General features: G+C 73.9%; 15 protein-coding genes. 9 read left to right on the forward strand and 6 right to left on the reverse strand.

Annotated features, from left to right (window positions below; translation table 11 throughout):
- Positions 1-213 precede the first annotated feature (213 nt).
- The 5 genes from OG618_RS06550 to OG618_RS06570 all read left to right on the forward strand — a co-directional run bounded on the left by OG618_RS06550 (position 214) and on the right by OG618_RS06570 (position 6790).
- Positions 214-1719 (forward strand): peptidoglycan DD-metalloendopeptidase family protein, encoded by a 1506-nt coding sequence (locus OG618_RS06550; protein ID WP_329486266.1) that lies wholly within the window; start codon positions 214-216, stop codon positions 1717-1719.
- 80 nt (positions 1720-1799) lie between these two features.
- Positions 1800-3185 (forward strand): hypothetical protein, encoded by a 1386-nt coding sequence (locus OG618_RS06555; RefSeq protein WP_329492028.1) that lies wholly within the window; start codon positions 1800-1802, stop codon positions 3183-3185.
- A gap of 212 nt (positions 3186-3397) precedes the next feature.
- Positions 3398-4165 (forward strand): serine/threonine protein kinase, encoded by a 768-nt coding sequence (locus OG618_RS06560; RefSeq protein WP_329486267.1) that lies wholly within the window; start codon positions 3398-3400, stop codon positions 4163-4165.
- Between the two features lie 11 nt (positions 4166-4176).
- Positions 4177-5583 carry a serine/threonine-protein kinase gene (locus OG618_RS06565; protein ID WP_329486268.1) on the forward strand — a complete coding sequence of 469 codons (1407 nt, stop codon included), beginning with the start codon at positions 4177-4179 and terminating at the stop codon, positions 5581-5583.
- 142 nt (positions 5584-5725) lie between these two features.
- The gene (locus tag OG618_RS06570) at positions 5726-6790 is read left to right on the forward strand and encodes an AfsR/SARP family transcriptional regulator (RefSeq protein ID WP_329486269.1); all 1065 of its coding nucleotides are present in this window, start codon (positions 5726-5728) and stop codon (positions 6788-6790) included.
- 82 nt (positions 6791-6872) lie between these two features.
- On the opposite strand, the gene OG618_RS06575 is transcribed toward OG618_RS06570, so the two are convergent.
- Complete coding sequence (locus OG618_RS06575; protein WP_329486270.1) at positions 6873-7541, reverse strand: cutinase family protein; 669 nt, start codon at positions 7539-7541, stop codon at positions 6873-6875.
- 554 nt (positions 7542-8095) lie between these two features.
- On the opposite strand from OG618_RS06575, the gene OG618_RS06580 reads away from it, so the two are divergent.
- A complete protein-coding gene (locus tag OG618_RS06580; RefSeq protein WP_329492029.1) occupies positions 8096-8857 on the forward strand; it encodes a maleylpyruvate isomerase N-terminal domain-containing protein in 762 nt (253 codons plus the stop codon).
- Between the two features lie 219 nt (positions 8858-9076).
- On the opposite strand, the gene OG618_RS06585 is transcribed toward OG618_RS06580, so the two are convergent.
- The 5 genes from OG618_RS06585 to OG618_RS06605 all read right to left on the reverse strand — a co-directional run bounded on the left by OG618_RS06585 (position 9077) and on the right by OG618_RS06605 (position 14851).
- On the reverse strand, positions 9077-10111 hold the full coding sequence (locus tag OG618_RS06585; RefSeq protein WP_329486271.1) for a LacI family DNA-binding transcriptional regulator: 1035 nt from the start codon (positions 10109-10111) through the stop codon (positions 9077-9079).
- 279 nt (positions 10112-10390) lie between these two features.
- Positions 10391-12361 carry a glycoside hydrolase family 5 protein gene (locus OG618_RS06590; RefSeq protein WP_329486272.1) on the reverse strand — a complete coding sequence of 657 codons (1971 nt, stop codon included), beginning with the start codon at positions 12359-12361 and terminating at the stop codon, positions 10391-10393.
- A gap of 327 nt (positions 12362-12688) precedes the next feature.
- On the reverse strand, positions 12689-12904 hold the full coding sequence (locus tag OG618_RS06595) for a hypothetical protein (protein ID WP_329486273.1): 216 nt from the start codon (positions 12902-12904) through the stop codon (positions 12689-12691).
- Positions 12905-12999: 95 nt separating this feature from the next.
- Complete coding sequence (locus tag OG618_RS06600; protein WP_329486275.1) at positions 13000-13158, reverse strand: acyl carrier protein; 159 nt, start codon at positions 13156-13158, stop codon at positions 13000-13002.
- 52 nt (positions 13159-13210) lie between these two features.
- Positions 13211-14851 carry an ATP-binding cassette domain-containing protein gene (locus OG618_RS06605; RefSeq protein ID WP_329486276.1) on the reverse strand — a complete coding sequence of 547 codons (1641 nt, stop codon included), beginning with the start codon at positions 14849-14851 and terminating at the stop codon, positions 13211-13213.
- 321 nt (positions 14852-15172) lie between these two features.
- Here OG618_RS06605 and OG618_RS06610 point away from each other — a divergent pair, with 321 nt between their 5' ends.
- The 3 genes from OG618_RS06610 to blsF all read left to right on the forward strand — a co-directional run bounded on the left by OG618_RS06610 (position 15173) and on the right by blsF (position 18567).
- Positions 15173-16429 carry a hydroxymethylcytosylglucuronate/cytosylglucuronate synthase gene (locus OG618_RS06610; RefSeq protein ID WP_329486277.1) on the forward strand — a complete coding sequence of 419 codons (1257 nt, stop codon included), beginning with the start codon at positions 15173-15175 and terminating at the stop codon, positions 16427-16429.
- A gap of 72 nt (positions 16430-16501) precedes the next feature.
- Positions 16502-17491, forward strand: a complete 990-nt coding sequence (gene blsE / locus OG618_RS06615) for a cytosylglucuronate decarboxylase (protein ID WP_329486278.1) — start codon at positions 16502-16504, stop codon at positions 17489-17491.
- Positions 17479-18567, forward strand: a complete 1089-nt coding sequence (gene blsF / locus OG618_RS06620; protein ID WP_329486279.1) for a CGA synthase-related protein — start codon at positions 17479-17481, stop codon at positions 18565-18567. The genes blsE and blsF overlap by 13 nt, the downstream gene beginning before the upstream one ends.
- Positions 18568-18664: the final 97 nt, after the last annotated feature.

The following is an 18664-nucleotide window of genomic DNA, read 5'->3' on the forward strand; positions in this document are numbered from 1 at the left end:
GGCCGGTCCGCTCCTGTCAGTCCGGATGGTTCCGGGTACTGCGACGCGCGGCGCGCGGCTACCGTCCCAACCGCTCCACACCCGGCGGTCCGGACCGGCCGCCGTCACGCGCCCTCAGGAGGTCACCTTGACCGCGCACCACCTCACCCGCAGGAACACCCTCGCCTCCGGCGGCGTCCTCGGCCGCCGGCGCACGGCGTGAGGGGCGTTCCGGTGCTCCCCTCCCTCTCCCGCCGCACCGCGCGCCTGGCCCTGGCCGCGGTCGCCCTGCTGCTGCCGGTCGCGGTACCGGCCGCCCCCGCCGAGGCCGCCGGGTTCACGGCGTCCTGCCCGGCCTCCGGGTACATCTCCCAGGGCTACACCGAGGAGCACAACGGCATCGACATCGCCAACGACTACGGCACCCCGATCTACGCGGTCGGCGACGGCCGGGTGCTGGTCTCCGGCCCGGCGCAGGGCTACGGCCAGTGGATCCGCGTCCTGCACCCGGACGGGACGATCACCGAGTACGGCCACATGCGGGAGCGGGAGGTGGCCACCGGTGACCAGGTGACGGCCGGGCAACTGATCGCGCGGATGGGCAGCGAGGGCACCTCCAGCGGCCCGCACCTGCACCTGCGGGTCTGGGCCGACGCGAACGCGACCGTGCGCACCGACCCGGTCCCCTACCTTGCGGATCGCGGCATCGCCATGCCCTGCACCCCGGGCACCGGCCCCGGTCCGGCGCCGTTGGTGTACCCGGCGCAGTCCGGCCGGGTGGTGTCCGCGCGTTCGGCGGACGGCCGGCTGGAGGTCTTCGCCGCCGGCGCGAACGGGGTCTCGCACGCCTGGCAGACCGCGGTCAGCGGCGCCTGGTCGGAATGGGAGACCCTCGGCGGACCGGGCGGCGCCGAACTGGCCATCGCCCCCAACGCGGACGGCCGCCTGGAGATGTTCGCCATCAACGGCACCACCTTCCAGCACCGCTACCAACTCCAGCCCTCCGGCAACTGGTCGAACTGGGAGGAGTTCGGCGGCGGCGGCCACGACATCGCCGTCGGCCCCAACCAGGACGGCCGACTCGAAGTCTTCGCCTCCGGCCCCGTCGGCGTCTTCCACCGCTACCAGAACGCACCCAACAGCGGCTGGTCCGGCTGGGAACCCACCGGCGGCGGCCCGGCCGACAGCCAACTCGCCCTCGGCAAAGCCCCCGACGGCCGCCTCGAAGCCTTCGCCCTCAACGGCACCACCTTCCAACACCAATGGCAGACCGCCGTCAACGGCACCTGGTCCAGCTGGGACACCTTCGGCGACGGCGGCCACGACCTCACCGTCGACCACAACCAGGACGGCCGACTCGAAGTCTTCGCCTCCGGCCCCGTCGGCGTCTTCCACCGCTACCAGACCGACCCCACCACCTGGTCCGGCTGGGAACCCACCGGCGGACCCGCCGACGCACAACTCACCAGCCAGCCCACCGCGGACGGCCGCGTCGAGGTGTTCGCCATCAACGGCACCACCGCGCAGCACACCTGGCAGTCCGGCCTGAACGCCCGGTACACCGCGTGGGACAGCTTCGGCGGCGCCGGCACCGAGATCGTCGCGACCGCCAACGCCGACGGCCGCATCGAGGTCTTCGGCACCAGCGCCGCCGGCGTCCACCACCGCTGGCAGACCGGCTTCGCCACCTGGTCCGAATGGACCTGGCTGAACACCACCCCCGGCCCCGCCGTCACCTGAGGAGTCGTCACGTGATCAGCACGCAGCCCTGCCGCGTCCTGCTGGCCGCCCTCGTCTCGTTGGGCGTGGCGGCGGGCCTGATGGTCGGCGCCACGCCCGCGCCGGCCGCCACCGGCAGCGATCTCTGTGCCGAGGTCGGCTACCGCGCGGGATTCCGGGGCGACGCCCTGGTGACCGCGATCGCCGTCGGCCTCGCCGAGTCCAGTTGCAACCCGCTGGCGTCCAACGTCCAGAACAACACCCCGCCGTCCACCGACCGCGGCCTGTGGGAGATCAACAGTTACTGGCACCCCGAGGTCGACGACGCCTGCGCCTACGACGCCCAGTGCAACGCCGACGCGGCCTTCAGGATCTCCAACGGCGGCACCGACTGGCAGCCCTGGTCGACCTACAACGCGCGGGTCCACCTGCGGTACCTGGGCGAGGCACAGGCCGCCGCGGACCGGCTCGGCCACCACGGCCCCGGTCCGGCGCCGTTGGTGTACCCGGCGCAGTCCGGCCGGGTGGTGTCCGCGCGTTCGGCGGACGGCCGGCTGGAGGTCTTCGCCGCCGGCGCGAACGGGGTCTCGCACGCCTGGCAGACCGCGGTCAGCGGCGCCTGGTCGGAATGGGAGACCCTCGGCGGACCGGGCGGCGCCGAACTGGCCATCGCCCCCAACGCGGACGGCCGCCTGGAGATGTTCGCCATCAACGGCACCACCTTCCAGCACCGCTACCAACTCCAGCCCTCCGGCAACTGGTCGAACTGGGAGGAGTTCGGCGGCGGCGGCCACGACATCGCCGTCGGCCCCAACCAGGACGGCCGACTCGAAGTCTTCGCCTCCGGCCCCGTCGGCGTCTTCCACCGCTACCAGAACGCACCCAACAGCGGCTGGTCCGGCTGGGAACCCACCGGCGGCGGCCCGGCCGACAGCCAACTCGCCCTCGGCAAAGCCCCCGACGGCCGCCTCGAAGCCTTCGCCCTCAACGGCACCACCTTCCAACACCAATGGCAGACCGCCGTCAACGGCACCTGGTCCAGCTGGGACACCTTCGGCGACGGCGGCCACGACCTCACCGTCGACCACAACCAGGACGGCCGACTCGAAGTCTTCGCCTCCGGCCCCGTCGGCGTCTTCCACCGCTACCAGACCGACCCCACCACCTGGTCCGGCTGGGAACCCACCGGCGGACCCGCCGACGCACAACTCACCAGCGAGCGGTCGCCGGACGGCCGGGTGGAGGTGTTCGCCATCAACGGGAGTACGGCGGAACACCTCTGGCAGACCGGTGTCAACGCGCCCTACGGGCCGTGGACGGCCTTCGGCGGCGCCGGCACCGAGATCGTCGCTACCGCCAACGCCGACGGCCGGATCGAGGTCTTCGGCACCAGCGCCGCCGGCGTCCACCACCGCTGGCAGACCGGCTTCGCCACCTGGTCCGAATGGACCTGGCTGAACACCACCCCCGGCCCCGCCGTCACCTGAGGGGACAGGTGCCGCGGGCGGGAGCGCGAGCGCTCCCGCCCGCGAGCCGTCCGCCCCCTCGACGACCACCCACCGCCCCCGGCCCACCGATCCCGCCCCGCCGCTCCCCGACCCTCCGTCACGTGGCCTGCGCCACCATACGGTTTATTGTCATGCGCAAGGAGGTAACGTTCGTCCGTCTGGCAATGGTCGGCATGCGAAACGGGGGAACGGTGAGCGGGATTCTCGTCCACCTGCCGGCGGGGAACGGCGACGACGCGGTGACCCTGCGGCTCGGTCCGGGAGAGCGGGCGCGCTTCGGCCGCGGCTCCGCCGGCACGCCGGTGGAGCTCCGGCTCGGCGACGAGACGGTCTCCCGGCTCGCCGGTGAGATCCACGCGACCGACGACCACTGGCAGTTGAGCAACCTCAGCAGCACCCACGCCTACCTGGTGGAGAACCCGGAGGGCGCCGGCGAGTACCTGCGGGTGCCGCCGCGGCGGATCGGCGCACCGATCCCGTTCGAGTTCGCCCGGGTGGTGCTGCCCTCGCGGCGTGAGACCCCGCTGTCCTTCCAGGTGTTCGCGCCCGACCACGTCTACCTGGACCCGCACGCCCGCGGCGGCGGCTCCTGGGAGAGCCGCACCATGACGGCGTACTCGCTGGACGAGACCGCCACCTACTTCCTGGTGCTGGTCGCGCTCTGCGAACCGTGGCTTCGCGACCGCTCCCCCGCGGCCGTGCCCACCACCCCCCAGGTGGTCGCCCGGCTGCGCGGCCACCCGGCCTGCGCCCGGCTCACCGCCCGCGCGGTCAGCTCGCACCTGGACTACCTCGCCGACGAGAAGCTCCGCGTCGACCTGCCCGACGACACCGCCCGCTCGGACCGCCGCAGCGGCAAGCGCGAGGCCGTCGTCGGCGTCGCCCTGAAGTTCGGCATCGTTCGCGAGGAGCACCTCGGGCTCCTGCCGCGCCCCGAGACCGCCGAGCCGGCACGCTAGGGAGGGGCGCCGTGGTGCGCGACCAGGCCTTCGGCAGAGACGACGGGGAACTGCTGCCGCCCGGCCACCGGGTCGGCGACTGGACCGTCACCGGAGTCATCGGCGAGGGCGGCTGGGCGACCGTCTACGCCGCCCGCCGCGCCGGGGACCCGGTCGGACCGCCCGGCTCCGACGACATCGACACCGACGCCGACACCGACGCCGACACCGACGCTGACGCTGACGCTGACGCTGACGACACGGTCGCCCTCAAGGTGCTGCCGGTCGCCGGGCTCGCCCCCCGCCAGGCCCGCCAGGTCGCCGAAGCCGCCCGCCGGGAGGCCGAGTTGGCCCGGACCGCCCCGCACCCCCGGCTGATCCGGCTGCTCGACACCCTCACCCTGGCCGCCCCCGGCCACCCGGCGCTCGACGGCGCGATCGTCCTGGTCATGGAACGCGCCCGGGGCACCCTGCGCGACCTGCTCGCCACCGGCGTCGACGAGGCCCGGGGCGCCGGGATCGTCGCCAGCGTCTGCGAGGGCCTGGCCCATCTGCACCGCTCCGGCTGGGTCCACATGGACCTCAAGCCCGAGAACGTCCTGATCGGCCGGGACGGCGAGGTCCGCCTCTCCGACTTCGGCCTCGCCATCGAACTCACCGGCACCCACGGCCACTCGGCCCCCATGGGCACCCCCGACTACCTCCCGCCGGAACGCTGGAAGGAACCGCTCGGCGAACACGGCGTCAAGATCCGCACCACGGCGGACATCTGGGCGCTCGGCGTGGTGATCCACGAGGTGTTCGCCGCCGGGGTCCCGCCCTTCCCCGGCGCGACGCCGACCACCCGCAGCGCCGCCGCCCAGCAGTACGCCGAGGGCCGCGCCCCGCTGCGCCTGTCCCCCGCCGTCCCGCCGTTCTGGCGCGCCCTCGCTACCGACTGCCTCGCCCCCACCCACGCCGCCCGTACCCCGCACACCGCCGAGAGCCTGCTCGCCCGCGTCCGCGCCCACCGGTCCGGCCGCCGTCCGCGCCGCCCACGACCGCGCACCGCCCTGCTCGCCCTCGCCACCTGCGCCACGGCCGCCGTCACCGCCGCCGCCCTCTGGCCGCACCCGCGGCCGGCCGCGCACCCGTCCCAGATCCGGGTCTTCAACGCCGAACGCGGCTGCCAGGACCGCACCGACCGCGACCCCCAGTGCAGCCTGGGCCTGGCCGTCGACCCCCGGCACCCCTACACCGCCGAGAACGTCGTCCCCACCCGTGTCTGGCACGACGACGTCCTCGACGTCGACTGCCAGCTCTCCACCGGGCTCCCCGTCATCGACGAGGAGGACCGCACCTCCACGCTCTGGTACCGCATCCGCCTCCCCGGACCCACCACCGGCTGGCTCCCGGCCGTCCGCACCAGGGACCGCCCCGTGCTCCTCCCCTGCCCCTGACCCGCCGGTCCGCCGATCCGCCGATCCGCCGATCCACCGGGGGCAGCACCCCGGATCGTTCCGGATTCCCGGCCGACGCCGCTCCTTCTACCGTTTCGACGGCGTCCGCCAGTCCGGCCGGCCCAGCGTCCAGGGAGCAGCGATGCCGACCACCGCCACCACCCGCCGGCCGAGCGCCACCGTCCTCGGGCACGAGGAGCGCGAGGTACTCCACGCGGTCGGCTGCGGCCTGCGGGACGACGAGATCGCCGCCGCCCTGGCCGTCTCCGAGGCAGCCGTGGCCGGGCGCATCGCGCGGATCCTCGGGAAGCTCGGCCTGCGCGACCGGGCCGCCGCCATCGTCCACGCCTTCGACTGCGGACTGGTCGCCCCGGGCCGCGGCCCCCGCCCGCCGGTGGCGGGCCCGGTGCCGCGGAGCTCCACAGGCCGGACGGCCGGAGCGAAGGTGCAGATCTCCGTGCTCGGGCCGCTGCGGGCCCGGTACGACGGGCGGTCCCTGGACCTGGGGCACCTGCGCCAGCAGGCCGTCCTGGCGGCGCTGGCGCTGCGCGGCGGGCGGACGGTCAGTCAGCAGGAGCTGCTCGACGGCGTGTGGGGGTCGGAGCCGCCGTTCTCGAACGTGGTGCCGGTCCACGTCTACCGGTTGCGCAAGACCCTGCGCGGCGGGGGCGGCCCGGACGCGGTGATCGAGCACGACCGGTGCGGCTACCGCCTCGCCCCCGGCGCCGCCGAGGTGGACCTGGCGCGGATGGAGGGCCTGGTCACCGAGGCCGGGACGGCCCATCGGGCGGGTGACCCGGCCGAGGCGGTCCGGCTCTGCTCCCAGGCGCTGGACCTGTTCCGCGGGGAGCTGCTGGCCGGCCTGCCGGGCCCGCTCGCCGAACTGGAGCGGCTGCGCCTCACCGAGCGCAGGATCGCCGTCGCACAGCGGAAGTTGGAGTGGCAGCTGCGGCTGGGCCGGCACTGCGAGGCGATCGCCGAGCTGTTCGCGCTGTCCGCGGAGCACCCCCTCAACGAGCTGGTGGCCGCGATGCTGATGCGCGCGCTGTACGGGAGCGGCCGGCAGGCCGACGCCCTGGCCGTGTTCGACCGCGCCCGCCGCCGGCTGGCCGGCGACCTGGGGGTGCCGCCGAGCCGGATGCTGCGCCGGACGTTCCAGATGGTCCTGCGCGGGGACGAGGCCGGTCTCGGCCTCACCGGGCGCTGAGCCCGGTGGGCCGTCGGCCCCCGGTGGCCGGGGAGTCCCGGCCGCCGGGGGCCGACGGAGGGCCCGCGCGAGCGCCCCTCGGCTACCAGGGGTACCAGGCGCCGTTGTACCACTGCTCGCTGGCGCTGTCGTTGTGGTGGTCCATGTTGAAGTCTTCGGGGTAGTTCTTGACGTGGTTGTTCGGGTAGGTCCAGATGCCGGCGGACTCGTCGCAGACGTAGTCCCAGTGGCAGATCGTCTTGACGGGCACGTTGCCGAAGTTCCGGTCGGCACCGGCGAGCGGCGGGCCGATCAGGCCGCCGAAGGGCACGGCGCCGCCGTTGGCACCGGGCGGGCCCTGGCGCTTGGGGTCGGCGACGAGGATGGCGTTGACGTTGTCGAACGTGTTCCAGTTCTCGCTCACCCAGGTGTGCACCACGCCGGCTCCCAGCGAGTACCCGGCCATCTTGACGTGCTGGCCCGGACACGCGGCGCGCTGGTCGCGGACCAGCCGGTTCAGCTCGTTGACGCCCGCCCGGGCGCTCGCACCGTTGGGGATCTGGGTGGGATACCCGACGTGCTGCTGGATGTTGCCGTAGAACCCGTCGTTGTTCCACGAGCTGCCGGTGCCCCCGACGACGATCGTGTAGGTGCCCTCGCACGGGGCGGTCACCCGCGTGGTGGCCGCCTGTGCCGTGGCGCCCTGTGCCGCCGTGAGCCCGACGGTCAGCAGGATTCCGGCCGACGCGGCCGCGATCCTTCGTGCTCGCATTCGATCCTCCTACGCAGTTGGCGCCGACGCGTCCGCACTCCGGCGCGGTCCGCGGTCGGCCCAGGTCACCGGACCACCGTGGCAGCGACCGATGACATCCCGATGACGCCCCCGGTCACCGGGCGGCCACGGCCCGCGACGCGGCGGCACGGACCGGTGCCGCGGTGTCCGAAGCGGGATTCCTCACCCGCTTCCGCTCCGCCGCCCGGGGTGAAGTCCTACGTTGTCGAGCGTTCCCTCCCGCAGGCGGGGCGAGCGGAGGTACGCATCGTGTCGGACCGGGGTCGGCTGGTCGGCGGGCGGTAGCGGCCGGCCGAACACATCGGGCCGGCGGCATGGGGACGGCCCGGCGGACCGAGGACGAGATGCTCGGCCGGGACGTGGCACTGAAGCCTGCTGATGGGCGATCTGCGGCCCGCCCCCGGTTGACCTGCCGTCTCCCGTCCGCGACGTCCGCCGTCGGTTCGCCGCGGTGGCGCAGGTCCGCCCGTGATGGCGCTGTGAATAATCACTGTCGGATCATCGGAGCGCGGTGATAGTAATTCGGGGTGACCATGACACTCGAGTTCCCTGCTCTGCTGCGACTGATCGACGAACGGTCGACCGCCTTCCGCGCCGCGATCGCCTCCGCGCCCAGTCTCGACGCACAGGTACCGACCTGCCCCGAGTGGACGCTGTTCGATCTGGCACAGCACATCGGCGAGGGGCGCCGTGACTGGGCCGCCACCGTCGCCGCAGGGCCCGCTCCGGCCAAGTCCGCGGCGGAGGGCGCGTCGGCCGCGCCTCGGGAGCGCGAGGCCCTGCTGGCCTGGCTGTCGGAGTCCACGGAGCAGCTGGTGGAAGCGTTGCGGAAGGCCGGCCCGGATCGCGGTTGCTGGTCGTGGTGGGAGACGCTGCAGTCGCCGCACACCACCGGTGCCGTAGCCCGGCACCAGCTCCAGCAGATGGCGGTGCACACGTACGACGCCCAGATCACCGTCGGTACCCCGCAGCCGCTGCCGGTCGAGGTGGCGCTCGACGGCGTCGAGGAGTTCCTGTCCACCTGCGTCGCCACGACAAGTGCCTGGCCCCACAAGCCCGCTGCCATCGACTTCCATGCCTCCGAGGGTCGCTCCTGGCGCCTCTCGCTCTCTGCCGACGGCGCACGGACCGTCCGCCTCCCCGAGCCCGGCACCCCTCCCGCCTCCCTCTCGGCTCGGGGCACGGCCAACGAGCTGGTCCTCATCCTGCACAACCGCATCCCGATCGACTCCCTGGAGCTCGACGGCGACCGACGCGTCTTCGAGCAGCTCAGCGCCTGGGACCCGGGCGAGTAGGACGTGACGGCGCGCCACCCCGCACGCCCCGGAAGCTCAGTTGACATCGTCCTCCTCGAAGAGCACAGCCGTGAACAGGGGCACCGTTCACCCTGCGTACCCTTCCGGGCAACTGATGACAACGGTGTCAGCCGATGGCGGAACCGATAGGGGAGGAGACCGTCCCACACCACGCCGGCTGCGGGTCCGGCCGCCGGAACCGGGAACCGCGTCAGGGCGTCAGCGGGGAAGCTCTCCGGAGCCGCGCTGGATCAGACGGGTCGGGATCTGGAGCCGCTGGGGCTGCGCCTGCTCGCCGTCCATCCGCCGGAAGAGCAGGTCCGCCGCCATCCGCCCCATCGCGGTCGGGTCCTGCGCGACCACCGTCACCGGCACGGGGAGCATGTCGGCGAGCTCGAAGTCGTCGAAGCCGACCAGCGCCGGGTGCGTCCCGCGGGTGGCCAGATCGCGCAGGACGGCGACGGTCGCCCGGTTGTTGCCGCACATCAGCGCGGTCACCGGCTCGGGGCCGGCCAGCATCCGGTCGAGGGCGAAGCGGATGCCCAGCGGGTCGGGCCGGCCCATCGCCACCCAGTGCTCCCCCGTCCCGCACCCCGCGTCCGCCATCGCCTCGCGGTAGCCGGCCAGCCGCTCGGCGGCGGTGTAGATGCCGGGGGCGTCACCGAGGTAGCCGATCCGGCGGTGCCCCTGGCGGATCAGGTGACCGACCCCGTCCGCCACACCACCCCGGTTGTCGGCCAGGACGGTGTCCACCGACAGTCCCGCGGCGGGGCGGTCGACGCAGACCACCGCCGTACCCGCGGCGAGCTCGCCGGCCAGGTAGCCGTGGTCGGCCGAGGTCGGCACGATGATCAGCCCGTCGACCCGGCGCTCGCAGAACTCCAGGGCCAGCTCCTCCTCCCGAACCGGGTCCCCGACGGAGGAGGCGGTCAGCAGCAGCGAGTCGTGCGCGCGGGCGATCTCCTCGACCGCCCGGCCGAGCTGTGCGTAGAACGGGTCGGCGAGGTCCTCCAGGATCAGGCCGATGCACCGCGTCCGGCTGCCCTGTCGCAGCATCCGGGCACCGTCGTGACGGCGGAAGCGGAGCTGCTCGATCGCCGCGCGGACCTTGGCCTCGGTCTCCTTGCTCACGCCCGGCTCACCGTTCACCACGCGTGACACCGTCTTCAGAGCCACGCCCGCGACGGCCGCCACGTCCTTCATGGTCGGTCGCCCGGAGGGTTCCGGCCTGACGCGCTCCGCTCCGACTGGCATGACGAGACCGCCTCTTCCTGGACCTGGGTGCTACCAGCTGGACAGTAAGTCCACCAGGGTAGATAACCTTGCCGAAGGGTGGGCAACCGGGTCCGTCCCGCACCTCCGGATCCGGCCACGGCCGGGGGCGCGGGCCCTCGGCGACGGCGGAGAGGACGGAGAACGGCAGGACCTCCGCGCCGTCGGAAGTCTCCGGGCCGGGGGCACGGAGGTTCCGGGGGACGGAGGTCCCGAGCGTCGATGAAGCCGATCGGCCCCGAGGCGGGGCCGACGGGCGGGTCACTTCAGCGGGCGGCAGAGCAGCGCGTCGGGGACGCCGTGCTCGTTCCAGCGCCAGGTCATCGCGACGCCGGCGATGTACTCGTCGTCCTTGCACTGGCCCTTGTAGTAGCCGGCCGCCCAGTCGCTCTGCACCGACCCGCCGGTGGTGGGCCGGTTGTCGCCGTGGTCGAACCAGATGGTGCGGCCACCGGTCGGCAGCGGCGCGGCGGAGGGCCGGCAGACCAGGGCGACGATCGAGCCGTTGGCGCTGTAGCCGGCGGCGAAGGTGTCGTCCGGGCACTGGATCTTGTTGTAGCCCCAGGCCCAGTCACTGGTCACGTACTTCTCGCTGTTGACGACGGTCAAGTCGCCGCTGCCGGCGGCGGGCTCGTCGGCGTCGGTGCACAGACCGCTGCTGTTGCCGCGCCCGAGGGCGATCAGGCGCTCGCTGTCCGGGCAGGCGGCCTTGTAGTTTCCGTACGACCAGTCGCCCTTGGCGCGCATGGTGATCGAGAGGTTCTGGTCGCCGCCCGAGAGGCTGAGCATGTTCCAGTGGTCGACCTTGTCGACCTGGCCGGTCCTGCCCGGCGCGTTGACGAGCTGGTTCCAGCCGTCGACCCGCCAGTCGCCGCCGTCCTGGAGGCCGTAGCGCTTGCCCTTGGCGTCGTAGGAGATCAGGGCCCAGTTGTCGTTCGGCTTGCCGTTGGCGTCGGTCCAGCCGACCAGCGGCCACATGGCGAAGTCGGTGTCGTGGCTCGCCAGGATGTCGGTGAACCGGTCGAACCAGTCCTTCTCCTTGCCGTTGTCGGACCCGCGGCCGGCGGCGCCGAACTCGCTGATCCACACCGGGGCGGTGAAGTGCTGACCGGCCTCGGTGACGAACAGCGCCTGATCGCCGACGACCTTGACGAGCTCCTCGGGGCTGAGGTCCTGGTACCGGGGGTCGTTGGTCTCCCCGTTCTGCCAACCACCGCTCGCACCGGTGTGGTTGGGCCCGGTGTAGCCGTAGAAGTGCGCGGCGTAGACCAGCTTGCCCGACCGGACCAGGGTGTTCGACAGATGGCCGACCGGGGTGAGCATCGGACGGCCGTGGCTGAACATGCCCTGGGGGATGCCCTGCCAGTTGATGCCCTCCATGACGATCAGCATGTCCGGGTCGGCCTCGAGGATCGCGTTACCGGCCTCCTCGAACGCCTTGTAGAGGTCGTGGCTGTCACCCGTGCCCCAGTTGGGGTCGTCCCAGGTGTCGCGACGGACCTCGTTGCGCAGGTCGGCGCCGACCACCCGCTTGTTCGCCTTGTAGCGGTTCACCAGGAACACCCAGTCGTCGACCCACTGCTGGGTGGACTGACCGCTGTTCCACCGCTCGTTGCCGTCCAGGGAGCAGCAGAAGCGGTAGCTGGTGGTGTGGTTGTTGAGGACGACCGCGAAGCCGTCGGCCGTGAGCGCGGCGACCACGGCGTCGTAGACCTGCAGCGGGGTCTTGCCCCTGAGCTGCGGGTTGGCGGTGACCGCCGCGTCGGGCACCGTCGTGGTGTCGTGGATCATCGCGTTGGCGAACGGCAGCCGGACGCTGTTGATGCCCAGGCCGTGGAAGTCTGACATCAGCTGGGCCATCGGCACCCGGTCCAGACCGAGCGGGATGTTGTGCGACACCTGCCCCGCCTGGTTGTTCGCCGGGTCGTCGACGTCCCCGCTGCCCTCCCAGGTGCCCTGGGCGCCGGCCCAGTTGGCCGACTTCAGCTTGAAGCGGTCTCCCTTGGCGTCGACGGTGTACCGGCCTTGGGTGCTCAGCGGGCCCGTCCAGGACGCGGTGAGCTGTCCGCCCGTCAGCACCGGGGCGGTGACCGCGGAGTCGGCCGCGGCGGCGACCGGCACGGCGGTGACGCCGGGCACGCCCGCGAGGACGAGTGCCGCCGCGGCGACCGCGGCGGGCAGGATGCGGTTGACCGATCGCCGGACAACAGGAGCCGTACTGCTGGATCTCATGGTGCTTTCCCTCCAGGGGTTGGGGACGGTGGCGTCCCGGAGTGGTGCGACCGTGGATTGCTGCGGCCGGACCGTAGGGCGGTCCGGTGTCGGGGCGCGGCTGGTGGTGGCGATGGGGAGTACGGCTCGTCGTCCGACGTGGCCGGTTTCCGCCGTGCACGGCCGGCGGTGACGGGCACCGGCGGTGACGGGCACCGGCGGCTCGGTGCGGGTGTTCGGGCCCTGGTGGCCCGGGAGCGGGGCGGTGGCGCCCTCAGGGGAAGAGCGCCTGGATGCCCACGACGGCGCCGCCGCCGGCCCATTCGTCCCAGGGGAGGGGACGCAGGGTCAGCGGGCATGTCGCGGCCGCCTTGAGCAGCGCGAGGTGCAGGCCTCCTTGATGTGCGCGCCGAAGAGGTCGCAGGTGTCGAGCCCTTCACCGGTGACGACGACGCGCTCGGGCCCGACGAGGCTCACCAGGGTGGCGATGCCGACCCCGATGGCCCGGCCGGCCCGGACGAAGGCTCCCCGCGCGGCCCGGTCCCCGTCCCGCGCGAACTGCACCGTCCTCGGCCAGCATGGCGAGGACGGCGGTCTCGGCAGGCGCGGAGACCAGCGGCTGCGAGTGATTCGGAAACACGGCGGCAACGTACTCGCAATTAAATAACGTTGTCCAGTATTAGGTCGAAGCCCGGTTCGCGGAACGCGCGCCCGCCGTCGGCCTCCGCCTCCTCGCCGTGCCCGAGGGTGGCGGCCGTCTGGACCCGGACGAGGTCGAGGACGGCGCGCGCCCGGCGGTCGTCGGGCAGGTCGGCCATCGGGTGGGACCGCGAGGCGTCGTCGGCGCCGGCCGCCGCGGGCCGGCCGGGGTCAGCTCCGGACGCGGCTGACCCGCCCCTCGTCCCAGACCGGTTCGTCGGCCTCGACCACCCGGCCGTCCGCCCGGAAGACCAGGAAGCGGCTGAACACCCGGGCGAACCAGCGGTCGTGGGTGACCGCCACCACCGTCCCGGTGAACGCCGCCAGGGCCTCCTCCAGCGCCTCGGCCGAGATGAGGTCGAGGTTGTCGGTCGGCTCGTCCAGCAGCAGCAGCGTCGCCCCGGCCAGCTCCAGCAGCAGGATCTGGAACCGCGCCTGCTGGCCGCCCGACAGGGTCTCGAAGTTCTGCCGACCCGCGCCCGCCAGCCCGTACCGGCTCAGGGCCGACATCGCGCGCTCCAGGTCCAGCCCGGGGCGGTCGCCCTCGCCGGCGCCCAGGATCTCGGCCGGCGTCCGGCCGGCCCACTCCGGGTGCCGGTGCGTCTGGGCGAACAGCCCGGGCCGCACCCGTGCGCCCAGCCGACACTCGCCGGTGTGCGCCACCGTACCGGCCGCCTCCCCGCCGGCCTCGTCCAGCAGGCGCAGGAAGTGGCTCTTCCCGGACCCGTTCGACCCGAGCACGCAGACCCGGTCCCCGAAGAACACCTCCAGGTCGAACGGCCGCATCAGGCCGCTGAGTTCGAGTCCCTGGCAGGTGATCGCCCGGATGCCCGTCCGGCCGCCGCGCAGGTCCGGCGCGACCCGCTGGCGGCGCGGCGGCGCGGGCGGCGGCCCGGCCTCCTCGAACTTCGCCAGCCTGGTTTGCGCGGCGTGGTAGCGCGAGGCCATCTCGTCGCTGATCGAGGACTGCTGACGCAGCGTCCGGACCAGCTCCTTGAGCTGCTCGTGCTTCTCGCTCCAGCGCTGCCGCACCTCCGCCGCGCGCTGCCAGCGGGCCTCGCGGGCCTCGGCCCAGGTGGCGAACCCGCCACCGTGCGTCCAGGCCGTGCCGCCCTCCAGGGTGACCACCTGGCCGGCCGTGCGGCTCAGCACCTCCCGGTCGTGGGTGATCAGCAGCACGCCCTGCCGGGTCTGGGCGAGCTGCTCCTCCAGCCAGCGCTTGCCGGGCACGTCGAGGTAGTTGTCCGGCTCGTCCAGCAGCAGCAGTTCGGCCGGGCCCCGGAGCAGCGCCTCCAGGACGAGCCGCTTCTGCTCGCCGCCGGACAGCGTCGCCACCTCGCGGTACTGGGCCACCTGGAAGGGCGTGCCGAGCGCGCCGACCGTCACGGTGTCCCAGAGCACCTCGTAGTCGTAGCCCCCGGCCTCACCCCAGTCCACCAGCGCCTGCGCGTAGCGGAGCTGGGTGGGCTCGTCGTCGGCCTCCATCATCGCGAGCTCGGCCGCGTCGAGGGCGGCGGCCGTGGCCCGCAGCGGCGGTGGCGCGACGGTGAGCAGGAGGTCCCGGACCGTCCGGTCGTCGCGCAGGCTGCCGATGAACTGCGGCATCACCGCGACCGCGCCCTGGCTGCGGAACGACCCCCGCTGCGCGGGGAGTTCTCCCGCGAGGATGCGCAGCAGGGTGGTCTTGCCCGCGCCGTTGTCGCCGATGAGCGCGACGGTTTCGCCTGCCGGTACACGGAACGAGACGTCGTGGAAGAGCTCGCGACCGTCGGCGAGAACATGCCCGAGACTGGCGGCTTCGAGGTAGCCCATGCGCGGATTGTAGCGGCCGGACACTCGGTGGGCGATCCATTTTCGGCGATGCCTCCGGAGCGGGCCCGGCCGAACCGATGGATCACCAACTCTCGTTCATCAGATCATCGTTAGTCGCTCGATCGCGCAATTCACTCGCAAGTCGGAATGCCGGATAAAGGCCTTGTGCCATTCCTTGATCTGCGGAACGGTTGTACCCGAAGGAAGCGGAACCGCAGGGCGGGCGTGATCTCCCTCCGGCTTTCCCCGTGTTCGTCCGCGCCGCCGCGCTCCTTCCGATTCCGACCCTGCCGGCCCTGCCAGGAAGGCGAGAGATATCCCATGCCGTCCGATCTCGCTTCGCACTCCGACCACCACAGCTCGCGGTCCGGTCCGGCCACCGTCGCACTCGTCGGCGCGGAATTCGGCTGGGGCAGCTCGGGGAAGCTCAGTGCCGTGCTCTCCGCCCTGCGGGACCGGCCCACCCCTCCCCTGCGGTTCGTCGGGCTGGCCTCGGGGCTGGGCCGCCCGCTGCTCGCCGAGCACGCGGTGGCCGCCTGGCACGACCTGCCCGCCGATCCCGGGCGACTGGCCCCGGCCGTCGAGGAGTTCGTGCGGTCCCAGGGGGTGCGGGCCGCCGTGGTCGTACTGGACGGCGCCGCCGCGACGGCCCTGCTGGCGGCCGGCGTGCCCACGGTGTTCGTCGACAGCCTGCCCTTCCTCTGGTCCGAGGGCGACCGGGCCGCGCTGCCGCTCGACGCCACGGTGTACTGCGCGCAGAAGAGCGTCGAGCTGCCGCCCGAGTGCCTGGACGTGCTGGCCGACGCCCGGGCGCTGCGCTGGGTCGAGGCGGTCATCGCCGGGCCCCGCGGCCCGGATCCGGCGACCGGCCACCGCCGCCCCGGCCCCCGCCGCCCGTACCGGAGGGCGCTGGTCAGCCTGGGCGGGCTGCGCGCGCCGACGCTCGGCGATCCGGAGCACTACCCGCGCCTGGTCGTCCCCGCCGCCCTGGAGGCCCTCGCCGCCCACGGGGTCGAGGAGGTGCACATCGCCGGCAACCTGCCCGCCGAGCTGGCGGGCCGGCTGGTCGACGAGTCGGTCGCCCCGCCCCGGACGACCACCGGCCCGCTCGGCCACGGCGCCTTCCTGGAACGGCTGGCCGACAGTGACGTCCTGCTGACCTCCCCCGGGCTGACCACCCTGCTGGAGGCGGGCGGCCTGCGCGTCCCCACCGTCTGCCTGCCGCCGCAGAACCTCAGCCAGATCTTCAACGGCCGCTACCACGGCCAGGCGCTCGGGGCCCCGTTGCGGGTGCTCTGGCCCAAGGACGTGCTCGTCGAGGAGGAGGCGCTGGCGCTGCGCTCCGAGGGGGAGGACCGCGCGCTGGAGCTGATCTACGACTCGATCGGGAGGGCCGCGCTCGGCGACGACCGCCCGGCCGTCCGCCACGCCCTGCGCGACGGCGTCCTGGAGGCGCTGCGCCGGTCCACCGCGGTCGACGACTGGGGCGCGCTCACCACCGCGGTCGGCACCGGCGGAGCGGTCCAGGTGGCCGACGCCCTGCTCGGCGTCCTGGCCGCACCGGACCGGCCCGTCTGACCGCCCCTCCCGGGCGCACCGCCCGTCACCCGCCCCGCCCGTCCCGTGAGTCGTCTGGAAGGTCCCCCCTCCGTGCGTGCACGTGATCGCTACCTCTTCATCCGGATCCTGGAAGCCTGCAACGCCGACTGCTTCATGTGCGAGTTCGCACTCTCCCGCGACACCTTCCGCTTCTCCCGCGAGGACTTCGACGACCTGCTGCCCAAGGCCCGGGCGGCCGGCGTGGGCTACGTCCGGTTCACCGGCGGCGAGCCGCTGATGCACCCGCACGTGGTGGAGCTGGTCCGCTCGGGCGCCGCCGCCGGGATGAGGATGTCCCTCATCACCAACGGGTCGCTGCTGCCGCGGATGGCCGCCCCGCTGGCCGCGGCCGGCCTGGCACAGGTGATCGTCAGCCTGGACGGCTCCTCGGGCGCCACCCACGACGTCTACCGGCGCTCGCCCGGGATGTTCGACAGCGGGCTCGCCGGTCTGCGCGCCGCCGCCGAGCTCGGCGTGCTGCCCCGGGTCAACACCGTCGTCGGACCGCACAACTACACCGAGATGCCCGCACTGCAGGAGGTCCTGACCGGGGCGGGGGTGCGCCAGTGGGAGCTGTCCGCGCTCAAGCTCGACCGCAGCATCACCTACCCCGACGCCGACCACGTCCGCAGCGTCTGCGATCCGATCTACGACGCCGATCCGGCCGCGCTGCTCGTCCCGATGGGCAAGCGCTTCTACGGCGACACCCCGCAGGAGCAGGAGCGGTACTTCGCCGACTCCGTCACCCCGCGCGCGGCCGAACCGCTCTGCCACGTCGCGGACGACGTCATCTACGTCGACGGCAAGTACGGGCGGATGTACGCGTGCAGTTGCATCCCGCACCGGGAGGGCGACGACGGGCCGGGTGGCGCCCCGCTGCGGGAGCAGGGGGTGATCCAGCTGGACACCCCGGTCTTCCGGGCCCACGCCGAATGGTTCCGCGAACGCGGTCCCGCGGTGTGCAACGGGTGTTCCACCACCGCCGCCGGATACAGCGACGACGTGGCGCGACTGGGGGCGGTGGGCCCGTGGCACTACTGAGCTCCGGTCGGCAGGCTCCGGCCGCACCCGACCGACCGGCACCCCTGGACCCCGACACCGACCCGGCCACGCCCACCCGGCGCGCGCCCGCCGGCTCGGGGTCGGCGGCGGCCCACGGCTCGCCGCACGGCCCCCGTGTGCTGCTGAGCGCCCGGCCGGACCAACTGGACTCGACGCTCGCCCTGCGGCGGGTGGCCGCCCACCTCGGCGACCTCCGTCCGGTCGGCGCCGAGGACGTCGATCCGCCGCCGGTCGCCGCACTCGTCTGCGACGACGTGGCGAGGACGGAGCACCTGCTGGGCCTGGGCGTGCCGGTGGTGCACCTGATCTCGGGCCACCCGGTCGGCGGCCCGGCGACCGAGCGCCTGGCGGCCAGCACCCCGGCGGCCGACAACCCGGAGACCGACGCGCCGCCGGAGCGCGCCCTGGGGCGGGTCCACCGGCCCGGGTGGCTGCCGGCGGCCGGGCCCGCCGCCCGGGGCGTCCGGCCCACCGGAGTGCTCGCGCCGCAGCGCACCGGCCGGAGCCGGTCCCGCTCGGGCACCCTGCTGCTGCTCTCGCTCTGGCGCGTCCCCGCCGCCGAGGCGGAGGCCTTCGCCGAGGCGTCGCTGCCCGCCCTGGTGGCGGCCGCGCTGCACCGCACCGGGAGCTGCACCGTGGTCGCCGACACCGGGCTCGACCTGCTGCGATCCGCACTGGGCGGCCTCACCGGGCGGCCGGGCCTGCGGCTGGGCCTGGCCGCCGAGACCGACCCGGACGCGCTGCAGGCCGAGGCCGGCGTGTTCCTGGCCTCCCCGGTGCTCGGGGCGCTCGCCCTCGCCCAGGCGCGGCGGGCACCGCTGGCCCTGCTGCCGGCGCTCGGGCCCGCCCAGCGCGCCCTGGCCGGGCAGCTCGCCGGCGTCCTGCCCCTGCCCTCGGCCGAGGATCCCGCGGATCCGGGCCTGTGGGCGCAGTCCGGCGCCGGCGGCGCACCCGCCGCGGGCCCGTGGCACCTGCTCGACCCGGCCCTGGACGACCTGCGCGGCGCCCAGCGGGTCGCCCGCACGCTGCGCCAACTCGCGCTGGCTCCGCTGTGAGCCGCCGCGCGCCCCGATCCGCGCCCCGGACCCCACCCAGGGCCCGGCCTCGCCCTGATCCCCCACCCCGTCCGCCCGCCGGTCCGGCCCCACCCGT

It is taken from the genome of Kitasatospora sp. NBC_01246 (assembly GCF_036226505.1).
Classification (GTDB): domain Bacteria; phylum Actinomycetota; class Actinomycetes; order Streptomycetales; family Streptomycetaceae; genus Kitasatospora.